Source organism: Xenorhabdus santafensis (genome assembly GCF_033949405.1).
In the GTDB taxonomy this organism is placed as follows: domain Bacteria; phylum Pseudomonadota; class Gammaproteobacteria; order Enterobacterales; family Enterobacteriaceae; genus Xenorhabdus; species Xenorhabdus santafensis.
The window spans coordinates 30,295-51,024 of the sequence record NZ_VCDN01000050.1 but is presented as its reverse complement, the minus strand read 5'-3'; the positions used below and the strand labels follow the sequence as shown (position 1 = coordinate 51,024).

Below are 20,730 nucleotides of genomic sequence, written 5' to 3'. Positions count from 1 at the left end.
ATTAGACGAAAAAGCCATCCGATACCGGATGGCTTTTTTGCGTTTGGTAAACTTCAAAAAATCACTTCATGGATTGATATAAGCTGTAGCCGGTGATCGCACCGGCGATATCATAAGCAATATCGTGCCAACTCCAGCCGGTTCCTGACGGGCGACTATCATAAAGCTCTTTTGCTGCTCCAAGGCCGATTGAAAATAACAATCCGAATTGTGCACTTTCACGGTGCCCCCAATTTTGGCGCTCGCCATAGGCATTTCCAGCTACAGTCATAGCGGCGGAAAACAGAAAATGTTGTACTTTATCTTTACCAGACCAATTATCATTGGCTTGGCGGATATTAGTGCAAGAAGCATTTAATAGAAGAGGAGATATTATTAATATATTTTTCAATAAGGAAATGACGATTTTTCTCATTATAAATGACGCCATGATTTAGTTTTTATAAATCATAGCTGTTTGATAAATAAGATACAAAAAATCCCCGCTTACGATTGCAAACGAGGATTGATTATTTGATAACTATTTATCAGTTTATAATTGATCTATTCTATGGCCTATTGGTATTACAATATCCTATTGATCAACCGATCAACTCGAATACGGCGCAAGCGACGTATTAACTTACGAACTTTGACAGGGTAAAACTGGATACTTTCCAGCTCTTGATAATTGTTGATAACCTTCGTATAAGTACGAATATGCTCCAACTCCATCCTGCGTTGTTCTTGCATTTCGTGTTGAGGATCGTGGATCAGAATAGCATTTTCTAAATCCAGCCCCCATGCTCTAGGATTGAGATTATTACCTGTAATCAATTGCCATTTATCATCAATCCAAACACCTTTTAAGTGATAAGTATTGTCCTGATCTTTCCATAGCCGAATAGTTAATTGCTGGCTATCGATAAACTTCTGTAGCCGGCTGGTAAAACGGCGTAAGTTAATTTCATACAGATATGGCAATGCCGCGATGATTTTAAAAGGCTCTTCCGGCGGGATATAAAAATCGTTGGCCGTTTTGTCACCGATGATGATTTCAACTTGTTTTCCTTGGCGGAGCAACCGTGATATTGAGCGTACCAATACAGCAGGCAAGTTGAAATAAGGTGTACAGATGACCAATTTATTTTCAGTGCAGGCCATCAAATCGCAGATTGTTTTATTCAGCAGATTCTTTTTCCCCAACCCAATCAGAGGAATTACGGCCAGCTCCTCATTTGAAGCTTGGTTTTTGAATCGATACTCAGAACTGCGTAGTGATGAACGAAACTGCCGGATTAAATTTTTAATCTCAAGACTGCGAGGGCGGTTATGTTGAGCTAAATTACTCACCGCTTCAGATGCCAGAATATTTTCATCAATGAACTGCTTCATGACTGTCGCAAGTTTTGCATTATTTAATAAATGATAACGGTCATAACGATATTTTTCGTGGCGATGCAGATAAACATCATTAATGCTGGCACCGCTATAAATTACCGTATCATCAAATATAAAGCCTTTTAGATGCAAAACCCCGAGTGCTTCACGAGTGTTTACAGGGACACCCATAACAGGAATAGCGACATCAGGATAGCTTTCAGCCATGGAACAATACCAATCTGCGTTTGTTGCTGCAGCTTTTGCGCCAATGCGACCTCGTTGAGCACGATGCCAATCAACAAATATTTTGATATCCAATTCTGGACGTTTTTGCTTGGCAGCATAGAGTGCGGTCAGAATATCTCGTCCGGCATCGTCGTGCTCTAAATATAGGGCAGCGATATAGATATGTTTTTGGGCGCTGGCAATGCGTTCGAGTAAGGTGCTGTAGAACACTTTAGATTGGTAAAGTGTCTCTATACCAGCAACTGACTGCGGTAGTTTAGGCAGTTGTGCAAGGTGTTGTTGGTGTTTTGCTTGTTTAAATTTGGACAACATCACAGTGCGTTTTTTCTCTTGGTTTAGATGGATTATATTCCATCATAAGGTGTATGAATCAAAATGATCTGGTGATGATACCATTAGTTTGGTTCATTGTGAGTATGAATTCACTTTTTATTAAAGCTTCAATACCAGATTAACAATGCCATCTTCCAACTGAATATCGACAGCAAATCCCAGTTTTTTCGCAAGTTGGATCATATTACGATTTTCCGGCATGGTGATTGCAGTTAGTGTTTGGATGCCATGCTCTCTTGTATATTGGATCAACTTGGTCATGAGTTGATAGCCTAACGTAATTCCCTTGAGATCTGATCGCACTAATATCGCAAATTCGGCTTCGATATTATCAGGATCGGCCATCGCACGGGCTACTCCAATAATTTCTGGTTCAGTCGTCGGATTACGCACAGCGACAAATGCCATTTCCCGGTCATAATCAATTTGGGTCATATTGGCGAGATCATCATGGGTAAATTCATTGATCTCACTGAAATAGCGGTAATATAGGTCTTCTTTTGTCACTTGGCCGATAAAGGCTTTCAGCAAAGGTTCATCTTCTGGCAGGATTGGGCGCAGAAGACAGGTTAAATCGTCTTTTATATAGATAGTTTCTTCCAGTTCATTGGGGTAAGGGCGAATGGCAAGACGATGATGGGGATCGCCTGTTACTAGCGCCAACTCCATGACGACATCCAATAGTGTGAATTCATTGCCAGAAGCAAGCAAAGGATGAATATTCATGCGCATTATCTGAGGGCAATCGATCAGAAGATTGGAGACTCTGACCAATAACTGACTGAGGGCAGGAATATCCAACGGCAGTAATGAGCCTCCGGACTTTATTTTGCCACTTTTAATGGCTTCAATGACCAGATAGCGAGCCAATGCCATGTTCAGGGGAGGAAGGGCTACCGCAGCTTGTGTTTCATGAGTCCAGTCAACACCGCCTTCCCCGAGCATGATTAAGGGGCCAAAGATCTCATCTTGCTCAATAGAAATCCTTAATTCTTGTGCGCCGGCCCGGTTAGCCATGCTTTGTACTAACAGGCCATGAATCCTGGCTTGCGGGAAATTTTGTTTGACGCGTTCAATCATCGCTTGCGTGGCTGTCTTAACCTCATCGGCATTGCGCAAATAAAGCATGACCCCTTGAACTTCTGATTTATGCGGAATATCGGGAGAACGAAGTTTCAGAGCGACAGGATACCCAATCTTCTCGGCGATATTCACTGCATCATCACTGTTATGAGCGATCCAGGTTGGCAAAGGTTTTAAACCATATGCTTCAAGAATGGATTGTACTTCATGGGTATCCAGTTGGGTATTTCCACTATTAAGGGATTTTTGTATACATTCATGGGCACGGGTCGCATTCGAAGTGATACCAATGGGCAGAGATGGCGTTTCTTTAAGTTGCTTTTGATTTCGCTGATATTCCACCATATGCATAAAGGCAGTGATCGCCCCTTCCGGCGTACGATAAGTTGGAATGCCGGCTTCACTGAATAAACGCCGTGATTCCATTGAAGAATATTCACCGCACCAATTCGTAAAAAGAGTGATCCATTTTCCGCGTGGATGTTCTTTAATCGTCTGGATAACCCGGGTTGCAGTAGCCTGACTATGAGATATGGCGCTGGGAGAATGGATCAGCAGCAAAGCATCGTAATCATAGCTGTCCAGCAATAGTTTGAGCGCTGTAATGTATTGCTCCGTTGAGGAATCATCGCCAATATCCAAGGGGTTTCGCAGAAGTAATGTTTCAGGAAGCACACTTGAAAGTTTGCTGATGACCTCTTCCCCAAGCACTGCTAGCTTGCCTGCTCTCCTGAGTAACTCATCTAGCGCCATTGCGGCCGGTGCCGTGCCATTACTGACGATTAACAAACGTTCTCCACGCAATGGCCGCATAAAGCTTAATGTTTCTACCGCTGAAAACATTTCATGTGTATCTTGTACGCGCAATAGCCCGGCACGTTGAATGGCTGCGTCATAAGCGGCATCAAAATTCTGTTGCTCACCCAATAATTGTTGTGCTTTTCGGGTTCGGCTGCTTTTCACTATCAGAATAGGTTTATTGCGTGAAGCACTTCGGGAGGCTGAAAGAAAACGCCGGGCATCGCTGATATGTTCGAGGTGCAGCAAGATTGCACTGGTTTTGCTGTCTCTTGCCAGAAAATCAAGCAGGTCATCAATATCAATGTCAACGCTGTCTCCCAAAGCAATAAAATATGAAAAACCAATATTGCGATGGTTAGCCCAATCCAGAATTGTGTTTGAGATTGCGGCTGATTGAGAAATAAATGCCAATTTGCCCTTAAGGATAGGGATGGGAGAAAAACTGGCATTCAAGCCAATCCAGGGAGCCAAAATACCCAGACTATTGGGCCCTAGAATGCGGATATGATATTTTTGCCCGTATTGTTTCAACTCTGCAAATTGCGATGGCGGTGAGGAGAGAATGATAACGGTTTTGCATCCGTGTTGAGCCAACTGTTCCAGCAACGATAAATTGCGGCTGTGATGTGTACAGATGACAGCAAGATCGGGAAGCAGCGGTAATTTATCGATAGAAGAATAAGCCAATACGCCTGAAACGGCGTGCCTGTTAGGGGTTACAGGCAAAATAGGCCCGGTAAAGCCACCCATCAGCAAATTTCGCATTAACATTGAACTGGCTTTTTCTGGCTTTTCAGAAGCACCAATAACGGCGATAGATTTAGGGCGTAATAATGCTTCAAGTCCACGCTGGCTCATTCTGGGATCCTCATCAGTTACTACATCAGTAAACAATCACCGTTATCAATAAATAATCACCGCTGATTTAACAATTACCGCGAATTAAGCAATTTTCATGACTAATGTTAGCCACCATCTAGTACTTTAGTAGGCATTGTCAAGAGTTACAGTAATTGATTCCTCCGGAAGATTAGCCTTTCCTGCCAGATACTGTTCACGAAAGTGATTGAAGTGATTGAGTAAGGATTCTGATGCATCAAGATCGCCCGCCAATTCAAGCGCAGCGGCTGCAACCTCAGCGGTACAGTGCTGTTCCTTTCTTGATGGTATTCGCAGCAAATAATCCATTTTGGCAAGACTATCAATAGACAATAGAGGAATATCATCCAAATATGGGCTTTTGCGGAACATTTTCCTTGCTTCGGGCCAGGTACCATCCAATATAATGAACAACGGTGGTTTCTGATGATCAGGAAGTTGCTGGTACACAGTGCGAGGGGGTGTGGCATAGCTACCCGGGAAGATCAAATAGGGTTGCCGGGTTGGGTCACGCAATACTTCTAGCATTTGTTGATCTGGTTCAGTTCTGGACCAGAGGAAAGCGTACGTATCGGGTAAAATATCTGCAATCAATTTTCCAGTATTGCTGGGTTTCATTGGCTCAGTATCAAACATAATGAGACAAAAGCGACTCGCCGCAGTTACTGGTGAGATCCTTTCACACAGGCACTTTCTTTTAGGTAATAAACAATGCAGGCAACGCTGTACCCTGCAACCTCTCGCTTGAAAAGGGCGAGTAGAGCGAGCGAGGCGATGTTGACGAAGCTGGTAAACGGCGTTGTTATTTCTCATTTAAGAACTCAAACATGTTCGTGGGTCAAGCCAGGAAAAAAATTAGCGGATATTTTAATAGATTGTTGTTGCCAGAGGTAGCTTCGGGCGCGCACATCGGGTAATCTTCGCGCCATAGCGCAGTTGGAGAAATAAATGAACGATTCCTATAGTGGTAAAAACGGCAAAGTCAAAGTCATGTATGTCCGTAATGAGGACAATAATGACAGTCGTAATGACGGCGATCGCCGCAGAAATAATGATCGCAATAAAAATGATGATCGCAGTAAGAACAGCGATCGCAATAAATATAGTGATCGTAATAAAAACAGTGATCGCCATAACAACAATAAACGTTCGTTTGGTAAAGGGCGCGAACAAGGTGAACGTCGTCGTGACAATGAACGCTCAGGGCATTCCGGTGAACGTTCTCCTTGGAAAATTGTATCTCGACCAGAGGGTGAGTCTCAGACACCAGATCATGGCGGAATAAGTGGGAAAAGCTACATCGATCCTGAACAGCTTCGCCGTCAGCGTTTGGAAGAAACCCGTATTTATGGTGAAAATGCATGTCAGGCCATGTTCCAAAATCGCCCGGATGCGATTGTCAGGGCTTGGTTTGTCCAGTCAATCACTCCACGTTTTCGTGATGCGTTGAAATGGATGGCTGCAAACCGTAAGGCTTACCATGTGGTCGATGATGAAGAGTTATCTAAAGCATCCGGCACTGAGCATCATGGTGGCGTATGTTTCTTGATCAAGAAGCGCAATGGCTTAAATGCAGAAACTTATTTACAGCAGGCTCCAGCGAAAGATTGCGTTTTGGCATTGGAAAACGTTGGTAATCCACATAACCTTGGCGCAATCATGCGTAGCTGCGCACACTTTGGTGTACAAGGGGTTATTTTGCAGGATACCTCAATGCTGGAGTCAGGTGCTGCGGTTCGTACAGCTGAAGGTGGCGCAGAACATATCAAAGGCATTGACGCTGACGGTTTCACAAATACGTTGAACCAATTCCGCGATGCAGGCTACACCATTGTGACGACATCCAGCCATAAGGGAAGCACAGCATTGGCGCAAGCAACATTGCCGGAAAAAATGGTTTTGGTCTTGGGGCAGGAAAGTGACGGCTTAAGTGACAGTATTTGGGAAGATGGTGATATTCGCCTTTCTATCGGCGGAACTGGCCGGGTTGAAAGTTTGAATGTTTCTGTTGCGACCGGAATTATGTTGGCGGAATGGTGGCGCCAGAATAATATTTGATTTATCTATCTAATGAAATTTGAATTGCTGCATAGCTAAAATCAGTGATTCGAATGTAGGACAAGATAGCTCAATTACTGCTATTAATAAGGCCCTGGCTATTTAGTCAGGGCCTTTATTTATTCATATATATTCAGGTTGTTTTGATTGCCAAGGTGAAATTGTTTTATTAAATCAAACAAATTCAATGGTTATTATTTTAATCTGAAATTACTTTATGTGAAACATTTGTAATTACCTTAGATTTTAAATGGAATATTTAAAATTTATATTATTTATAACGTATTTATTATTACATTCCCTTTGTAAATATGTGGCCAAGTTATTGCTTAATAACCTGCTTTTGTGGGGTTGTTAATGTTAATGATTTTAATTATCATTCATGAAAATAAAAAATAAAGACGATGATTTTTGGTAAGCCAGAGCTGATACCCATAACATGGATAGTGATATCCAGATATTTATATAAATATGTATCACCCTGTTAATCAGGTTCCTCATATGAAAACAGGTGATGCAGGATATGAATGAAGGGCTTTATTAAATGTATCCGTTAATTTCCAATTTAGGTCATGAAGTCTCCCATTTAACAATGGAAAACTGGTCACACGCCAATCGACATCTTACAGCAAAAATATTACGTGAACTTTGCCACGAAAAACTCATCAACCCAGTGCACAATAAGGATGAGGACACTTATTGTATTGAGATCGATAAATATCAATACCATTTCCAAGCACAGGTTTATCAGCTTGAACATTTAGATATTGATGTTGCCTCTATATCTAAATTTCATCACCACCAACAGCAATCTTTAGATGCTCTTGAGCTGATTATTGAATTACAGCCATTGTTAGGCATTTCTGAAAAATTATTCCCTATTTACCTCGATGAAATATCCAGCACACTTTATGGCCATGCTTTTAAATATGGCAATAACCGACTGACTGCGCAGGATTTGACTCAAGCAGATTATCAGACGGTAGAAACTGCAATGAGTGAAGGGCATCCGGTCTTTATTGCCAATAATGGCCGCATTGGCTTTGATGCCGATGATTATTTAGAGTATGCGCCGGAGAGCGCTCACCCCGTGACGTTAATTTGGGTAGCCGTACATCGGGATAAAACCGTTTTCTCTACATTATCCTCGCTTTCCTATTCACAGCTAGTGACTGAAGAGCTGGAAGCATTTTTGCTTGCTCAATTTAAACGAAAAATGCAGTCTCTGGGATTAAATTGGTCAGATTATTACCTGATGCCTTTACACCCTTGGCAATGGAAACATCGCATTACCATGAGTTTTGCAGCAGACATTGCGAAACAGGATATTGTTTATCTCGGGGAAGGCCACGATCGCTATTTAGCTCAGCAATCAATCCGTACCTTATTCAATATCAGCCAACCGAAGAAAAACTATGTAAAAACGGCATTGTCAGTACTTAACATGGGGTTCATGCGCGGGCTTGATCCACACAGTATGGTGACCACGCCACAAGTCAATGAGTGGCTTGGCAACCTAGTTGAGTCTGATGAATTTTTTCAAGAAAAAGGGTTTACGATCTTGAAAGAACGCGCCGCCGTTGGTTACTTCAATCACTATTTTGAATCTGCTATCAAAAAAGATAATCCGCACAAAAAAATGTTGTCAGCATTATGGCGTGAAAGCCCAATGACAATACTGAAAGATAATCAGCGCCTGATGACAATGGCATCATTGCTGCATCTCGATCGGGAAGGGAATTCAGTTGTTGCTGCTTTGATTCAAAGCTCAGGTTTGTCTGCCGAAGATTGGATATCGCGTTATTTAGATGCTTACCTTTCTCCGTTACTGCGTTCTTTTTTTACCTACGATTTAGTCTTCATGCCGCATGGCGAAAACTTAATGCTGGTACTGGAAAATAACGTACCGGTAAAAATGTTGATGAAAGACATTGGTGAAGAAATTGCTATTTTAAATGGTGAACTTCAACTTCCGGAAGAAATTAATTTCCTTCATGTCTCCATCAAAGATGAGATGAAAATAAACTATATTTTCCTCGATATCTTTGACTGTTTTTTCCGCTATTTGACGCCATTGCTGCAAAAATACTCAGCATTACCAGAAACCCATTTTTGGGAATTGGTTGCCCAATGTGTCCATCGTTATCAATCACAACATCTGCATCAGATAGAAAAATTCCGCAAATTTGATCTATTCAAGCACGATTTTGTGCGGACTTGTTTGAATCGTCTGCAAATGGCGAATAACCAGCAGATGATTGATCTTGATGATCGAGAAAAAAATCTGAAATTTGCCGGAACATTGGTAAACCCACTTCATGCTTTGTGCGATAAGTATTCTGTTATTGAAACAGGTAACTGTTGAGATAGAGAAGTAAACATAACAATAAGTCATTTTGGTAACGGGAATTAAAAGAGTGAACAATCCAATTTTGCAAACAAATCATTTAACCCAAAGAACGTTGCTTTCTTTAATGATTCCGCTGATTTTGGCAGGAAACAGTGTGGCTGTGGCAGCAGAACCACAAGGAAAGGAAGATAAAATTGTCGTAACGGCAAAACCCATTTCATCAGAGCGTGAAGGTGTCACGGAAGATACCGGCATGTACAACACGACGTCAATGGTGACATCGACGGGGCTGAATCTGTCTGCCCGTGAGACACCACAAAGCGTCAGTGTGATGACCAAGCAGCGTATGGTCGATGAGAACCTGAATAATGTTACAAGCGCTATTGACAATATTACAGGCATGACAGTCAATCAGTCTGACAGCGATCGTTTTACCTTTACGTCAAGAGGGATAAGCGTCAGAAACATGCTGCGTGATGGCGTACCGACTTTTTATGATACCCGTTTCAACTATGGTGATAATCTGCTGGACACTTTCATTATTGATCGTCTTGAAGTTGTTCGTGGGGCGGCAGGGTTGATGGTCGGGCCGGGAACACCATCGGCGGCGGTTAATGTCATCCGTAAACGCCCAACCAGCGATTTTCGGGGAGAAGCCATTTTAGGTGGCGGGTCTTGGGACAAATGGCGGACTGGAATTGATTTGTCTGGCCCATTAAATGAAAACGGCACAGTCAGAGGGCGTTTCGTCACTGCTTATGAGCGTTCCAATTCGTTTATTGATCGTGATAAACATGAGAAATACCCTTTTTATGGCACCCTTGAAGCGGATTTGACCGAAAATACATTATTGACCATTGGCAGTGATTATCAAATCAATCATACCCGTGGTGGGATGTTTGGCGGATTACCCATTTATTTCAGCGATGGCAGTAAAACCGATTACAAGCGCAGTAGCAGTTACGCGCCTGATTGGGCATTTTCCAAAGTGCGTTCATTCTCAACTTTTGCCAGCCTGCAACATAATTTCGACAATGGCTGGAATGTGAAAGGGACATTTACCTATGACAATAACACTCTGGACCAAAAGGTTCTGTGGGCGACAGGGTTTCCAGATCGCGTAACGAATGAGGGAATGTATCCGGGTAATATCACGTTAATTGATGGGCAGCGTCGTCAACGTAATATCGATTTACAAACTAATGGTCATTATGAGCTGTTAGGGCGTAAACATCACGCCAGCTTTGGTCTGAATTATCAAAAGCAAAACTTCCAGAATGACTATTACTGGGCTCCATGTATGGTGGAAGGTACTTGCTCAACGCAGTATCCATTAGGTGATTTCACTAGCCCTTCATGGGGTTATGCAGAGCCGGAATGGAGCAAAACGAGAAATAATGGCTCCCATGGTTATATTGAACAAACTGCGGGTTATGCGGTTACTCAGCTTTCTCTGGCAGATCCTGTGACATTGATTCTGGGTGGGCGTATTACCAGTTGGAAGACGCGTGGTGATAATTTTGGCACACCACAGAATGCAGATTATAAACATGAATTTATGCCATACGGTGGACTGGTTTATAACTTTACACCAGACTTTTCTGTTTATGGCAGCTATACCAAAATTTTTGATCCAGAAAGTCGTATTAGCCGCAATAACAAACTTTTGAAGCCAGTCACAGGCGAAAACTATGAACTCGGGCTGAAGGGCGTTGCTTTGGATAACGGCATTGATTATTCATTGGCACTTTTTGAAATCCGTCAGGATAACTACACGAGTGAAGATACTTCAGGCAAACCTAAAGCGCCTGAAATCCCTAAAAACGCCAGAGTCTATACTGCAGTTGACGGTGTAAAAACGCGCGGTTTTGAAGCTGAAATAAGTGGGCAGCTTACTGATGATTGGCGTATTTATGCGGGATATACTCAATTCCGCGCCACAGTACCGGGCGGTAAACGCACGAATACGGAATCACCAAATCGCTTGTTCAAACTATTCACAACTTACACCTTGCCCGGCGTGATGAATGATTTGACGTTAGGTGGTGGCATTAACTGGCAGGGCGAAACAAATCGTGAACTTAAAGGGCCTGATGGCAAAATGCGCCGAGATGGCCAGAGCAGTTTTGCGACAGTTAAATTGATGGGACGTTATCAATTCACTCCGGATCTCTCGTTAACCGTGAATCTGAATAACCTGTTCGATAAGAAATATTATACGTCATATGGTGCTTATACCCAGTACTACTACGGTGCACCACGTAACGTAGAAGCAACTTTGCGTTATAAATTCTAACTCCATCACGGGCGGCGATAATGTATTTTTATCTATTTGAGCAAATAGCAATAAAGGGTAATCGGCAATGAATTTAACGCGTTGCAAAATGTTGATCGCCGCACCGTTGATACTTTTGGCCAGTTTGTTGGCAGGTTGTGACAAACCCACGGTTAAAGACACCCAGCCAGCGAATATGGCAGGCTACCCCAAAATAGTTACCACCGAACTGGGTACGGCGGTGATAAACCAACCGCCACAACGGATTGTGGCGTTGGGAACCGGCACAGAAGATATTTTGCTGGATTTGGGTGTTATTCCCGTCGGCATTGAATCCCATCGTTGGGGCGGTGATGCTGAGGGATATTTGCCTTGGTTCAGGGAAGAAATAGAACGTCGTGGTGAAAAATTGCCCGCCATTATTGAAATGTACCCTGAGTTGGATATTGAAAAAATAGTCAGCCTGAAACCCGATTTAGTTCTGGCAACCCAATCGGGTATTACGCGGGAAAATTACAAACAGTTGTCTCATTTTGTCCCCGTCGTGGCTTACCCGAAAAAGCCGTGGCAAACGACACCAAGGCAACAAATTGCCTTGGTTGCGCAAGCGTTGGATAAAACCGAACAAGGGAAGAAACTGATTGCGGAACTGGATAACTTACTGACACAAGCAGGCAGCACCATTCCTGCTATTGGCCGTTATAGTTTTGCTTATATCAAAGCGGGAACTACAGGCAATACATTATCACTTTACGTGAAAAATGATCCCCGAGTGGACACTCTGGTTCATCTTGGTTTGTCTTTACTTCCGATAGCTGACGCTTTAACGGCACCTTTCGGCAATTTTACCGTCAATATTGGTTTAGAAAACGCAGACTTACTTAATGGAGCCGATATCTTGGTCACATGGTATAGCAGCGAACAAGAACGTCAGGAAACAGAATCCCAGCCATTGTTCAGAACTATCCGGGCTGTTCAGCAGGGAGGATATATTCCGTTGACTGATCAATCAATTGTGATGTCCATGTCTTATGGTTCACCACTCAGCTTACGTTGGGGATTACCGAAATTTATGCCATTGCTAAAGCAGGAGATAGCAAAACATGAACAGCTCTAAGCGGAGAAGCGTTCTTATCTCTGGGTTAGTGTTTATGATTGTGCTGACCTGTCTTTGTGCCGCCGCCAGCTTAAGCCTGGGGTCGAAATCACTGCCTTTCTCTGCGGTTTGGCAACATTACTGGTTGGGCGATGGTGGTAGCTATTATGACTTAGTCATTAACTCCAGAGAGCCACGTACTTTGATTGGTTTAATGGCGGGCGCTGCGTTGGCCTTGTCGGGAGCCATTACACAAGGATTATTGCGCAATCCGCTGGGTGATCCGGGTTTATTGGGAGTTAATGCAGGAGCTTCGGCTACTGTTGTCTGCTTCTCTTTTATTCCATTTTTGGATGGAATTCCTCGGTTCTGGACAGCCTTTATTGGTGCAAGTTTATCCACATTTTTGTTTTATTCGCTCAGCGGGGGCGCACGCAATACCAATCCTACCAGGTTGGTATTAACAGGTGCTGCGATTAATATCTGCCTGTTCGCATTAGTACAAGGAGTCGTACTGCTGAACCCACAAGTACTGGATACTTACCGTTTTTGGACGATTGGTTCATTAAGTTCAATGTCATTCAGTGAAGCGAGTTCGTTGCTCCCTTATTTGCTGGTGGCTGTGATATTGGCGCTTTCCTTGGCAGCTCCCTTGAATGTGATGGTATTTGGTGAAGGAATAGCGGGTTCATTAGGGGCCAATGTTGCCCGCACCCGAATATTGTCTCTACTGAGCGCAACAATGCTTGCGGCTTGTGCTACAGCGATAGCTGGCCCGATAGCATTTGTCGGTTTGGCAGCGCCTCATTTGATGCGGGCATTAGTGGGCAGTGATTTTCGTTGGTTATTGCCTTACTGCTTGTTTGCAGGGGCATGTTTATTGCTGATATCGGATATTGTCGCCCGGTTACTGATAGCTCCGGAAGAAATTATGGTTGGCATTATCACCGCGTGTATTGGTGCACCCTTACTGTATTTGGTCGCAAAAACCCGCGCCCATAAAATGGCGGAAGAGTAAATTATGGCCTTAATTCATCCACCAATGGCAGCACCAAAAATTAGAACACTCAAACTGGGAGCGTCCACTTTCATCGCTCCTTCACGCTCGGTAGTCAGGGTTATTTTCTCTATTTTACTGTTAATTGCAGTGCTTTTTTATTTGTCCTTAGCGATGGGCAGAGAAGGGATGGATAATCCGTTTTTACTAATGGAAACACCTTACCAAGCATTCATCCTGACAGAACTCCGTTTACCAAGAGCCTTAGTGGCGATTGGCGCGGGAATAACATTGGCTCTTTCAGGCTCCCTGTTTCAGCTAACAACCCGCAATGCTCTGGGCAGCCCAGATATTATTGGCGTTAATGGTGGGGCAGCAGTGGGTATTGTCGTGGCAATGGTGATTTGGCCAGAAGTTTTGCCAGTGCCATTGGGCGCACTATTGGGGGCCTTAATCGCGGTGTTATTGGTTTTTCTCGGCAATGGTGCCGGCTTTGGCACTATGCGGGCAAACAAGATCATCATCTCAGGCATTGCCATTGCGGCACTAAGCATGGCTTTTGTCGATTTTGCTTCTTCAAATATTCGTATTGAGCAGGCTGCACAATTGCAATCGTTGCTAAGAGGCAGCCTTGCCAGTCAGGATTGGCAAAATGTGGCGCTGATTAGTGGAATGATACTGTTTATTCCCGTCTTATTTTGGTTGGGCAGGCAACTGAACTACACCCATTGTGGCAATGATGTTGCCAGTACGTTGGGCGTACCAGTACGTCTTATCCAGATTGCCAGCATATTATTGGCAGTGGTTTTCGCTACCATGTCGGTGTTGGTTGTCGGGCCTGTTGCATTCGTTGCTCTGTCTGCGCCGCAAATTGCCAGACGTTTAGTCCGAAACAAAGGTGCAGCTCTGTTTTGCACTGCGCTGGTGGGCGCTTTGCTTATGTTGGCTTCTGATTTAATCACGTTAATGTTGCCAACTTCAGCCCGTTTACCCGTGGGAGTCATTACGGCTGTCTTGGGAGGAGTTTATTTAATGTATTTACTGTATGCCGAATTAAGGAGAACGCGATAATGTCATCGGATGTCAACTCTTCAGTGACTACTTCAAGATTGAAAGTGCAAGACTTGTCACTGGCATACGGTAAAAAAACCATTATCAATGGGGTGAATCTGGCGATCCATGACGGTGAGTTTAGTGTCATCATTGGCCCTAACGGGTGTGGGAAATCAACCCTGCTGCGGGCAATCAGCCGCAGCATGCAGCCACAGGGTGGAGAAGTCTTGCTGGATGGGGCTAATATTCATCGTTATAAACCTAAAACAGTTGCCCGAGAATTGTCGCTACTGACACAAGGTGCTGCCGTTACTGAATCATTGACAATCTATGATCTGGTTTCTCGCGGGCGTTATCCTTACCAATCTTTTCTGCGTCAATGGTCGCCGGAGGATGAGAAAGTCGTTAATGAGGCATTGAAGGCAGTGGATTTATGGGACATGTCACATAAATTGGTGAGTGAATTGTCAGGAGGGCAACGTCAACGAGCTTGGTTTGCCATGACGTTGGCACAACAAACCCCGATCATTTTGTTGGATGAACCAACCACGTATTTGGATATTTCTCATCAGATTGAATTGCTGGATCTATGCCAGAATTTATACCGACAAGGTAAAACATTGGTGTTGGTTCTGCATGATATTAATTTGGCCCTGCGTTATGCCTCCCGCCTTATTATGATGAAGGATGGTCAGGTTTATGCAGAAGGTGTTCCTGAAGAAGTTGTGACAGTACAGAGTATCGCAGAAGTGTTTGGTTTATCATGCAGGATTATTTGTGATCCTGAATCTAATAAACCATTAATTATTCCCAAGTTCAAAATAAATGAATAACGCACTGAATTTTATGCTCGAAATTTATAATTGATAGAGGAGAGTATGGAATGAACAATGAAAGTGGAACTATTGAAATGATGTCTGAGATATCGGTTGATGATATAACTGAATTGTTTGATGGTGCATTTAGCCATTTTAATTCATTAATAAAAATAAATTCAGATAATATTCCAGCAAAAAGCATGGGTCTTCATCAATGGTCAAACGAAGAAGAATTTAAATTATTGATGAAAAGCTATCAGGATTCTTATTATGATAATAATGAATTGAAACCAAATCAAAAAGGGCTTTATTCTTTATGGGCACAATGGTATTTTGGTTTAATTGTTCCATCAATGATGCTGATGTTAATCGAATATCCTCGGGCTGTTGATACAGATTATAATCTTTTTCAGGTAGAGTTCCATGAAACAGGCAGGCCAAATATTGCTTATTATCAATTAACCTGGATGGATGAATCTATATCAATATCTCTGTTGGAACGTTATCATTCAATGTTGGAGCGGCATATTATTCCTGTGTGTGAAAAAATAGAATCTTCCCGTGGAATAAATGGGCGTTTGCTATGGAATAATATCGGCTATGTTATGTATTGGTATTTAGATAATTTTAAGGAAAGAATAGGCGCTCAGTATGACGCATTAATCCAGAATCTTTTCTTTGAACAAACTCTGCCTAATGGTAAAGATAACCCTCTTTATCGTACCGTTATATTGAAAAATAATATCATACAACGTCGTTGCTGTTGTCAAAGAAATAAGCTGCCAGGGGTAGGGAATTGCCATGATTGCCCTCTTGAATTGACAGCATAAGCAGTATTGGTAACCTTATAATTTATAAAGAAAATTATCATGATTTGATGATGTTAAAAATTATCGGCTCCATTTGTTAATGGAGCAACTTATTATTTATTAAGTAATGTTGAGCAAATATTAACTATAAATTACATATTCCTAATGAATTTCTAACATAATGTATTTTCAAGATATCGTGTGACAGCCAAAGGATTCTTTATCAGAGACATAGATAACCGTATGTTTATAAAAGCGGTGGTTGTGGAGATGAGAGAATTAGTTTGGCTAATAATACATAAGTGTGAAAAACAGAGGGTAATAAATATTAAGGATATGCCATGTCTGGTAAAGCTCAATATATTTTTGAATTTTCAATCAAAAAATCACTTCCAATGAAAAATAAACATCCTAATAACAGGTGTTTTTTATCGGTGTTTATTTGATGGTGATAATTCTGAACGGTATTTAACAATTATCTACGATCTTATTGTAAAGATAAAATCAATATTGCGTCAGGGTAATTAATTATCTGGTTGAGTATCGTTCAAGGAACTATTGCTGTTATTTTAGAATTTAAAGCTAGATTATCCATTGTATTTTTTTGTTCTTACATTGGAGGAATGGCTGTGCCTTTATATCAGGGTGCTGTTTATTTTATCATCCCACATATATTGCTGGTATTTATTATCGGTGTATGGCAGGCAGTGCTTGTTGAAACCAGCACTGAGGCTGGCGATGAATAGTTTTCTCCAGTGGTGAACCTATCAAATAAATAAGCGTTATTTCTCTAAGTAAGTGGCTTTATTAGGAGTAATTATGACAACCCAAACTTATGACTTTATTGCAATTGGCATTGGACCATTTAATCTGGGGTTGGCTTGTTTGTCTCAGCCGATAAAAGATCTTAATTGTTTGTTTCTCGATCAAAAACCTGCTTTTGATTGGCATCCGGGAATGATGCTGGAAAATTCCACTATGCAGACACCTTTCATGGCGGATTTAGTGACGCTGGCATCCCCGACCAGCCCATTTAGTTTCCTTAATTACATTAAGCAAAAAGGCCGTATTTACTCATTTTATATCCGGGAAAGTTTTTTCCTGATGCGTAAAGAATATAACCAATATTGCCAGTGGGCGGCAAAGCAACTCTCTAATCTACGTTTTAATACACGAGTGGAAAAAATCAGTTATGACTCTGATTATTCACATTACGTTTTGCTCTGTTCAGATACAGTGACGGGGGATCAGCACCAATTTTTCTGCAAGAAGCTGGTATTGGGAACCGGGCCTTCTTCGTATATACCTCAATGTTGCAGGCCCTTTGCCGAAGAGATGGTGTCATCAGGAAATTATTTAAAAAATAAGGCCGCGTTACAGCGGAAAAAAACGATTACTGTTCTGGGCAGCGGGCAGAGTGCCGCAGAAATATTTTATGATCTGCTGCAAGACATTGATGTTCATGGCTATCAACTCAATTGGGTAACTCGTTCTCCGCGGTTTTTCCCTCTTGAATATACCAAACTCACGCTGGAAATGACTTCGCCCGAATATGTTGATTACTTTTATGGGCTGTCGGAAAACAAACGTGACTCCCTGAATCGCACGCAGCAATCACTTTATAAAGGCATTAATAGTTCACTGATCAATGAAATTTTCGATTTGATGTATACCAAAAGATTAAATGGAGAATTGAACGTTGGGTTATACACCAATAGCGAATTGCAGCGGGTTCGTCATACAGAAGAGGGGCAGGGAACCGCAGAAAAACTGACATTGGATTTATTCCATCAAGAGCAGGAAGAGGAATTTTCCCTGACAACGGACGCTGTCGTCCTTGCCACGGGCTATCAATACCAAACGCCCGGTTTTATCGAAGATATACGGGAGCTCATTCGCTGGGACAATCAAGGGCGTTATGATGTTCAGCGCAATTACAGCATCGACCATAAAAATGAAATTTTTGTGCAAAATGTTGAACTCCACACCCACGGATTTGTGACCCCTGATTTGGGCATGGCAAGCTACCGCAACTCCCGATTGATTAAGGAAATTACGGGAAAAGAGCATTATTCGATAGAAAAAAGCATCGCGTTTCAGCAATTCGGTGTGGCAAATGGAGAGGTTATCTAATGTTGACTACTGCTACAGTATTATTTGAAAAAACACTTCCGGAGTTTGGTACTTTTTCTTTGCGCCCACTGATTTTGGCTGATGATATTGCGATTATCACTGATTGGGTTAATCGGGATTATGCCTATTATTGGGGCATGCAGGGACAGACTAGGCAGCAGGTATCTGATTTTTATCAAGACTTGCTTGCGCGTCAGCCCAATTCCGTCTTTATCGGCATATTTGAAGGGAAGCCCGCTTTCCTGTTGGAATGTTATCAGGCACAGACAGACCTGATAGGAGAGTATTACTCAGTTTGTCCGGATGATATGGGAATGCATATTCTGGTTGCGCCACCAGAGAGGAAGATTAGCCAATTTACCTGGGGCATTTTCCAAACTGCCATTGCATTTATTTTCAGTAATCCCGCCATTAAGCGAATTGTCGTTGAACCTGATATTCGCAATGAAAAAATCCATCAACTCAATTTGCGGGCGGGCTTTGTTTATGAAAAAACGGTGCAACTACCACATAAAACCGCAGGGCTGGCATTCTGTACAAGGGAGCAACATCACATGGCATTGCAAAAGAACGCTTCATCAACACCAACCTATCAAAACCGGGGTCACGCCTTGATTAGCCATCTGAACCCGCAAATTTGGCAGAAAGTGAATCGGTTACATATACGGAAAGCCATTTCCGAATTTGCCCATGAATGCCTGTTGTCACCTGAACGATTGACCGAAGCAGCCGATAAACAGGGTTATCACAATTACCGTTTAGATAATCACGAATATTCCATAAGTTACTATTTCCGGGCCCGGCGGTTGGCAATGGATCACTGGTTAATTGATGCTGATTCTTTGAAGAAGCAACAAAATGGAAATGAGGTTGAATTGGATTTTGTCTGGTTCGTGATCGAATTCAAAAATCAGTTAGGTATCAGTGATAGCGTGATGCCGACTTACTTGGAAGAGTTGACCAGTACACTGTACAGCAGCGCATTTAAATATCACCGCAAGGGTATCAGTGCTGAAGCATTGGTCAACGCTGATTTTCAGACCATTGAAGCTGAAATGATGGAAGGGCATCCCATTTTTGTTGCCAACAATGGGCGCATTGGTTTTGATGTGGAAGACTTTCAGAATTTTAGCCCGGAATCTGCTGCTGACATGCATTTGGTATGGCTGGCAGCGCACAAGAGTAAAGCGCATTTTGCCTGCATTGAAGAACTTAGTTACCAACAACTGCTGGAGCACGAGTTGGGCGCTGACGAGATTTCCCATTTCAATCATCAATTGATCCTTCTGGGATTAGATCCTGAAGAATATTTGCTGATGCCTTTCCATCCTTGGCAATGGAAAAATAAACTTCCCTCTGTATTCGCTCATGATATTGCCAACCGGAAGTTAGTGTATTTGGGCAAGGGCACGGATGTTTATCAGGCTCAGCAATCAATACGAACTTTGTTCAATCGTAGCCATCCTCAGCGTTACTACGTAAAAGGAGCGCTTTCTATTCTGAATATGGGATTTATGCGTGGGTTATCGGCGTACTATATGGCGACAACGCCCGGCATTAATGATTGGTTGTCTGATTTGCTACAAAAGGACGATGTTTTGCACGGCTACGGTTTCCGAATTTTGCGGGAAGTTGCCAGCATAGGTTTTAAAAACAGTTACTACGAACAAGCCGTTCAAGGGGATACTCCTTATAAGAAAATGATGGCAGCATTGTGGCGAGAAAATCCATTACAGCTTATCAAGCCTGGCCAGAACTTAATGACTATGGCAGCGCTGTTGCATTATGACCAACATGGAAAGGCTTTTTTGCCGGCACTGATATCTGCTTCGGGGTTGCCAGTAGAAAACTGGATCAGACGTTACCTTAATTGTTATTTCGCTCCTTTGTTGCATTGTCTCTACGCTTACGACTTGATGTTTATGCCACATGGCGAAAACATCATCATGGTGATGGAGAACCATATTCCGCAATATATTTTCATGAAGGATTTGGCGGAAGAGATTCTGGTTATCAACCCAGATGCAGAATTGCCGGAAAAAGCCAGCCGAGTGAAAGTTAGCATGCCAGAAGAGATGAAAACGTTGACGATACTGTCAGATGTGTTTGATGGCGTTTTTCGTTACTTGGCTGCCATTTTGGATGAACAGGCGGGGTATGGGCAGGATAAATTTTGGCAGGCAGTGGCAGATTGCATTTTGGATTACCAATCTCAGCATCCGGAATTTAACCATCAATTTGAACGTTATGAGCTATTCACGCCAGAAATTAAACGTTGTTGCTTGAATCGGCTACAAATCGCGAACAACCGTCAAATGCTCGATTTAAGCGATCCCTCACAAAGTTTCAAGTTTGCAGATAATTTGGTTAACCCCATTGCATCATTTGTGCATGAAACGGCAAATACGATGTAATGTGAATTTTGTTTCATCTTGTT

At 42.5% G+C, this 20,730-nt stretch carries 15 protein-coding genes; 11 read left to right on the top strand and 4 right to left on the bottom strand.

Annotated features, from left to right (window positions below):
* Nucleotides 1-61 precede the first annotated feature (61 nt).
* The 4 genes from FE392_RS13685 to FE392_RS13670 all read right to left on the bottom strand — a co-directional run bounded on the left by FE392_RS13685 (nt 62) and on the right by FE392_RS13670 (nt 5,517).
* Entirely contained in the window at nt 62-415 is a 354-nt protein-coding gene (locus FE392_RS13685) for a YfiM family lipoprotein (RefSeq protein WP_319930769.1), read from the bottom strand.
* A 149-nt stretch (nt 416-564) separates the two neighbouring features.
* Nucleotides 565-1,920: a CDP-diacylglycerol--serine O-phosphatidyltransferase gene (gene pssA / locus FE392_RS13680; RefSeq protein ID WP_319930776.1), complete on the bottom strand. Its 1,356-nt coding sequence runs from the start codon at nt 1,918-1,920 to the stop codon at nt 565-567.
* A 120-nt stretch (nt 1,921-2,040) separates the two neighbouring features.
* Nucleotides 2,041-4,683, bottom strand: coding sequence for a bifunctional acetate--CoA ligase family protein/GNAT family N-acetyltransferase (locus FE392_RS13675; RefSeq protein WP_319930768.1), 2,643 nt, complete (start codon nt 4,681-4,683; stop codon nt 2,041-2,043).
* Nucleotides 4,684-4,809: 126 nt separating this feature from the next.
* The gene (locus FE392_RS13670) at nt 4,810-5,517 is read right to left on the bottom strand and encodes a tRNA-uridine aminocarboxypropyltransferase (protein WP_319930767.1); all 708 of its coding nucleotides are present in this window, start codon (nt 5,515-5,517) and stop codon (nt 4,810-4,812) included.
* Between the two features lie 135 nt (nt 5,518-5,652).
* Here FE392_RS13670 and FE392_RS13665 point away from each other — a divergent pair, with 135 nt between their 5' ends.
* The 11 genes from FE392_RS13665 (at nt 5,653) to FE392_RS13615 (ending at nt 20,707) form a co-directional block, all read left to right on the top strand.
* On the top strand, nt 5,653-6,762 hold the full coding sequence (locus tag FE392_RS13665; protein ID WP_319930766.1) for a tRNA/rRNA methyltransferase: 1,110 nt from the start codon (nt 5,653-5,655) through the stop codon (nt 6,760-6,762).
* 544 nt (nt 6,763-7,306) lie between these two features.
* The gene (locus FE392_RS13660) at nt 7,307-9,127 is read left to right on the top strand and encodes an IucA/IucC family protein (protein ID WP_319930765.1); all 1,821 of its coding nucleotides are present in this window, start codon (nt 7,307-7,309) and stop codon (nt 9,125-9,127) included.
* Nucleotides 9,128-9,236: 109 nt separating this feature from the next.
* Nucleotides 9,237-11,408: a TonB-dependent siderophore receptor gene (locus FE392_RS13655; RefSeq protein WP_439153487.1), complete on the top strand. Its 2,172-nt coding sequence runs from the start codon at nt 9,237-9,239 to the stop codon at nt 11,406-11,408.
* 67 nt (nt 11,409-11,475) lie between these two features.
* Nucleotides 11,476-12,504 (top strand): iron-siderophore ABC transporter substrate-binding protein, encoded by a 1,029-nt coding sequence (locus FE392_RS13650; RefSeq protein WP_319930764.1) that lies wholly within the window; start codon nt 11,476-11,478, stop codon nt 12,502-12,504.
* Nucleotides 12,491-13,501 (top strand): FecCD family ABC transporter permease, encoded by a 1,011-nt coding sequence (locus FE392_RS13645; RefSeq protein ID WP_319930763.1) that lies wholly within the window; start codon nt 12,491-12,493, stop codon nt 13,499-13,501. Before FE392_RS13650 ends, FE392_RS13645 begins: the two co-directional genes overlap by 14 nt.
* Nucleotides 13,502-13,504: 3 nt before the next feature.
* Nucleotides 13,505-14,551, top strand: coding sequence for a FecCD family ABC transporter permease (locus FE392_RS13640; protein ID WP_319930762.1), 1,047 nt, complete (start codon nt 13,505-13,507; stop codon nt 14,549-14,551).
* A complete protein-coding gene (locus FE392_RS13635; protein WP_319930761.1) occupies nt 14,551-15,366 on the top strand; it encodes an ABC transporter ATP-binding protein in 816 nt (271 codons plus the stop codon). The genes FE392_RS13640 and FE392_RS13635 overlap by 1 nt, the downstream gene beginning before the upstream one ends.
* 50 nt (nt 15,367-15,416) lie before the next feature.
* Complete coding sequence (gene fhuF / locus FE392_RS13630; protein ID WP_319930760.1) at nt 15,417-16,181, top strand: siderophore-iron reductase FhuF; 765 nt, start codon at nt 15,417-15,419, stop codon at nt 16,179-16,181.
* Between the two features lie 515 nt (nt 16,182-16,696).
* Nucleotides 16,697-16,906, top strand: a complete 210-nt coding sequence (locus tag FE392_RS13625) for a hypothetical protein (RefSeq protein ID WP_319930759.1) — start codon at nt 16,697-16,699, stop codon at nt 16,904-16,906.
* 73 nt (nt 16,907-16,979) lie between these two features.
* Nucleotides 16,980-18,293 (top strand): lysine N(6)-hydroxylase/L-ornithine N(5)-oxygenase family protein, encoded by a 1,314-nt coding sequence (locus FE392_RS13620; protein ID WP_319930758.1) that lies wholly within the window; start codon nt 16,980-16,982, stop codon nt 18,291-18,293.
* Nucleotides 18,293-20,707 (top strand): GNAT family N-acetyltransferase, encoded by a 2,415-nt coding sequence (locus tag FE392_RS13615; protein WP_319930757.1) that lies wholly within the window; start codon nt 18,293-18,295, stop codon nt 20,705-20,707. The genes FE392_RS13620 and FE392_RS13615 overlap by 1 nt, the downstream gene beginning before the upstream one ends.
* The last annotated feature ends 23 nt before the right edge of the window (nt 20,708-20,730 follow it).

Excerpts from the sequence above, each read along its gene's own strand:
- FE392_RS13640 (WP_319930762.1), top strand. The coding sequence starts at position 13,505 with ATGGCCTTAATTCATCCACCAATGGCAGCACCAAAAATTAGAACACTC.
- fhuF (WP_319930760.1), top strand. The coding sequence starts at position 15,417 with ATGAACAATGAAAGTGGAACTATTGAAATGATGTCTGAGATATCGGTT.
- pssA (WP_319930776.1), bottom strand. The coding sequence starts at position 1,920 with ATGTTGTCCAAATTTAAACAAGCAAAACACCAACAACACCTTGCACAA.
- FE392_RS13645 (WP_319930763.1), top strand. The coding sequence starts at position 12,491 with ATGAACAGCTCTAAGCGGAGAAGCGTTCTTATCTCTGGGTTAGTGTTT.
- FE392_RS13615 (WP_319930757.1), top strand. The coding sequence starts at position 18,293 with ATGTTGACTACTGCTACAGTATTATTTGAAAAAACACTTCCGGAGTTT.
- FE392_RS13685 (WP_319930769.1), bottom strand. The coding sequence starts at position 415 with ATGAGAAAAATCGTCATTTCCTTATTGAAAAATATATTAATAATATCT.
- FE392_RS13635 (WP_319930761.1), top strand. The coding sequence starts at position 14,551 with ATGTCATCGGATGTCAACTCTTCAGTGACTACTTCAAGATTGAAAGTG.
- FE392_RS13655 (WP_439153487.1), top strand. The coding sequence starts at position 9,237 with ATGATTCCGCTGATTTTGGCAGGAAACAGTGTGGCTGTGGCAGCAGAA.
- FE392_RS13620 (WP_319930758.1), top strand. The coding sequence starts at position 16,980 with ATGACAACCCAAACTTATGACTTTATTGCAATTGGCATTGGACCATTT.
- FE392_RS13665 (WP_319930766.1), top strand. The coding sequence starts at position 5,653 with ATGAACGATTCCTATAGTGGTAAAAACGGCAAAGTCAAAGTCATGTAT.
- FE392_RS13670 (WP_319930767.1), bottom strand. The coding sequence starts at position 5,517 with ATGAGAAATAACAACGCCGTTTACCAGCTTCGTCAACATCGCCTCGCT.
- FE392_RS13660 (WP_319930765.1), top strand. The coding sequence starts at position 7,307 with ATGTATCCGTTAATTTCCAATTTAGGTCATGAAGTCTCCCATTTAACA.
- FE392_RS13650 (WP_319930764.1), top strand. The coding sequence starts at position 11,476 with ATGAATTTAACGCGTTGCAAAATGTTGATCGCCGCACCGTTGATACTT.
- FE392_RS13675 (WP_319930768.1), bottom strand. The coding sequence starts at position 4,683 with ATGAGCCAGCGTGGACTTGAAGCATTATTACGCCCTAAATCTATCGCC.